Consider the following 2978-nt stretch of genomic DNA (forward strand, 5'->3'; position numbering starts at 1 on the left):
GTGTCCAGGTGATTACGCCCAATCCCAAAACCTCCGGCGGCGCGCGCTGGAACTATCTCGCCGCCTGGGCCTACGCCAACGCCAATGACGGCGGCGACGAGGCCAAGACCAAGGAGTTCGTCGGCAAGCTCTACGCCAATGCTCCGGTGCTCGACACCGGCGCGCGCGGCTCGACCGTGACCTTCGCGCAAAAGGGTCTTGGCGATGTGCTTATCGCCTGGGAAAACGAGGCCTATCTGGCGCTCGACGAGTTCGGTGCCGACAATTTCGACATCGTCTACCCGCCGACCTCCATCCTGGCAGAACCGCCGGTGGCGGTAGTCGACGCCAATGTCGATGCCAAGGGCACGCGCAAGGTCGCCGAAGCCTATCTGAGCTGGCTCTATTCCAAAGAAGCGCAGACGATCATCGCCAAGAACCATTATCGTCCTGCCAAGCCCGATCTGGTGCCGGCCGAGGACCTCGCCAAGCTGCCGCCGATCAAGCTCGTAACCATCGACGATCCACAGTTTGGTGGCTGGAAAAAAGCACAGCCTTATCATTTCGGCGATGGTGGTATATTCGACCAGATCTACAAGCCCCAGTAAGCAGTCGATATTCAGGACGACATGACCACAGCACCCGCCCAGGCGGGGTGGCGATTCAGGCAGCCGAGCGTCATTCCGGGTTTCGGATTGACGCTCGGCTTCTCGCTTGCCTACCTCACCCTCATCATCCTCATCCCGCTATCCGGGCTGCTCTGGCGCTCGGCCGCCCTTGGCTGGCCTGAATTCTGGGCGATCGCCACCGATCGCCGCACCATCAATGCGCTGAGAATCAGCTTCGGCACCGCCTTCGTCGCGGCTGCGGTCAACGTCGTCTTCGGCACGCTGGTCGCATGGGTGCTGGTGCGATACCGTTTCCCCGGCCGCCGCATCGTCGATGCCATGGTCGACCTGCCCTTCGCCCTGCCGACGGCTGTGGCCGGCATCGCGCTGACCACGCTCTACGCGCCGAACGGCTGGATCGGCAAATTGCTGATGCCGCTCGGCATCAAGGTCGCCTATACGCCGCTCGGTATTGTCATCGCGCTGATCTTCATCGGCCTGCCCTTCGTCGTGCGCACCGTGCAGCCGATCATGGAGGAGATCGACAAGGAAGTGGAGGAAGCCGCCGCCACGCTTGGCGCCAATCGCTTCCAGATCATCACCCGCATCCTGTTTCCGGGCCTGGCGCCGGCCATCGTCACCGGCTTCGCCCTCGCCTTCGCGCGTGGCGTCGGTGAATACGGCTCGGTCATCTTCATCGCCGGCAACTTGCCCTACAAATCAGAAATCGCACCCCTGCTGATCGTCATTCGGTTGGAGGAATACAATTATCCGGCGGCGACAGCGATCGCGGCGATCATGCTCGCTCTGTCGTTCATCATGCTTTTGGTCGTCAATCTCGCACAGTCATGGAGCCGCAAGCGCTATGGCTGACCCGGAGATCAAATCCTACGAACCGCATCATGAAAGCCAGTCGGCGGCGGTCACTGAAAGCCGCCCTGCGCGCCTTGCTCTGATGGCCGTCGCCTTCGCCTTCCTCGGCATTTTCCTGCTCTTGCCGCTGATCATCGTCTTCAACGAAGCCTTCGCCAAGGGCATCGGTGCCTACACCGAAGCGCTCGGCAGTGCCGACACGCGCTCGGCGATCCGGCTGACGCTGCTGGTGGCGGCGATCTCGGTGCCGCTCAACATCGTCTTCGGCATCTCCGCCGCCTGGGCGATCGCCAAGTTCGAGTTCAAGGGCAAGGCCTTCCTGACCACGCTGATCGACCTCCCCTTCTCGGTCTCGCCGGTCATATCGGGCCTCGTCTATGTGCTTCTGTTCGGCGCCCAGGGGCTGCTCGGCACATGGCTGAAAGCGCATGGCATCGTCATCCTGTTTGCCGTGCCGGGCATCGTGCTGGCCACAATCTTCGTCACCTTCCCCTTCGTCGCCCGCGAGTTGATCCCGCTGATGCAGGAACAAGGCAATGGCGACGAGGAGGCAGCGCTTTCGCTCGGCGCCAATGGCTGGCAGACCTTCTGGTACGTGACCTTGCCCAACGTCAAATGGGGGCTGCTCTACGGCGTGCTCCTGTGCAATGCGCGTGCCATGGGCGAGTTCGGCGCGGTATCGGTGGTGTCGGGCCACATACGCGGCCTGACCAACACCATGCCGCTGCATGTCGAAATCCTCTACAACGAGTACAACGCCGTCGGTGCCTTCGCCGTCGCTTCATTGCTTGCGGGCCTGGCGCTCGTCACGCTGGTCTTGAAAACACTTCTCGAGATGCGCTACGGCGCCGAGATCGCCGCGACACGCGGGCACTGACAAAGGGACCACTATGGAAGTTCGCGTTGCCAACGTGCGCAAGGAGTTTGACCAGTTTCCGGCGCTTCACGACGTGTCGCTCGACATCAAGTCGGGCGAACTGATCGCGTTGCTGGGACCGTCCGGTTCCGGCAAGACGACGCTGCTCAGGCTGATCGCCGGGCTGGAGCGGCCGACACGGGGAAAGATATTCTTCGGCGACGAGGACGCCTCGCACAAGTCCATCCAGGAGCGCAATGTCGGCTTTGTCTTCCAGCACTATGCGCTGTTCCGGCACATGACGGTGGCGGACAATATCGGCTTCGGCCTGAAGGTCCGGCACGGACCGTCGCGCCCGCCGGCGCAGGAGATCCGCCGTCGCGCCTCCGAGCTTCTGGACCTCGTCCAGCTTTCAGGGCTCGAAAAGCGCTATCCGGCGCAGCTCTCCGGCGGCCAGAGGCAGCGCGTGGCGCTGGCGCGCGCCATGGCGATCGAGCCCAAGGTGCTGCTGCTCGACGAGCCGTTCGGCGCGCTTGACGCGCAAGTGCGCCGGGAATTGCGCCGCTGGCTGCGCGAAATCCATGACGCCACCGGCCACACCACCGTCTTCGTCGCCCACGACCAGGAAGAGGCGCTGGAGCTTGCCGACCGCGTCGTGGTGA

At 63.1% G+C, this 2978-nt stretch carries 4 protein-coding genes; all 4 read left to right on the forward strand.

The annotated features are described in order from the left end of the window. A partial coding sequence (locus EN939_RS27745) for a sulfate ABC transporter substrate-binding protein (RefSeq protein ID WP_127270914.1) occupies positions 1-587 on the forward strand: 587 nt, incomplete at its 5' end. Positions 588-608: 21 nt separating this feature from the next. Then, on the forward strand, positions 609-1460 hold the full coding sequence (gene cysT, locus EN939_RS27750) for a sulfate ABC transporter permease subunit CysT (protein WP_013530875.1): 852 nt from the start codon (positions 609-611) through the stop codon (positions 1458-1460). After that, a complete protein-coding gene (gene cysW, locus EN939_RS27755) occupies positions 1453-2337 on the forward strand; it encodes a sulfate ABC transporter permease subunit CysW (protein WP_127270916.1) in 885 nt (294 codons plus the stop codon). The genes cysT and cysW overlap by 8 nt, the downstream gene beginning before the upstream one ends. Before the next feature lie 13 nt (positions 2338-2350). Continuing rightward, positions 2351-2978: ATP-binding cassette domain-containing protein (locus EN939_RS27760; RefSeq protein ID WP_127270918.1), on the forward strand; the 628-nt coding region annotated here is incomplete at its 3' end.

Source organism: Mesorhizobium sp. M7A.F.Ca.CA.002.05.1.1 (genome assembly GCF_003998335.1).
GTDB lineage: Bacteria > Pseudomonadota > Alphaproteobacteria > Rhizobiales > Rhizobiaceae > Mesorhizobium.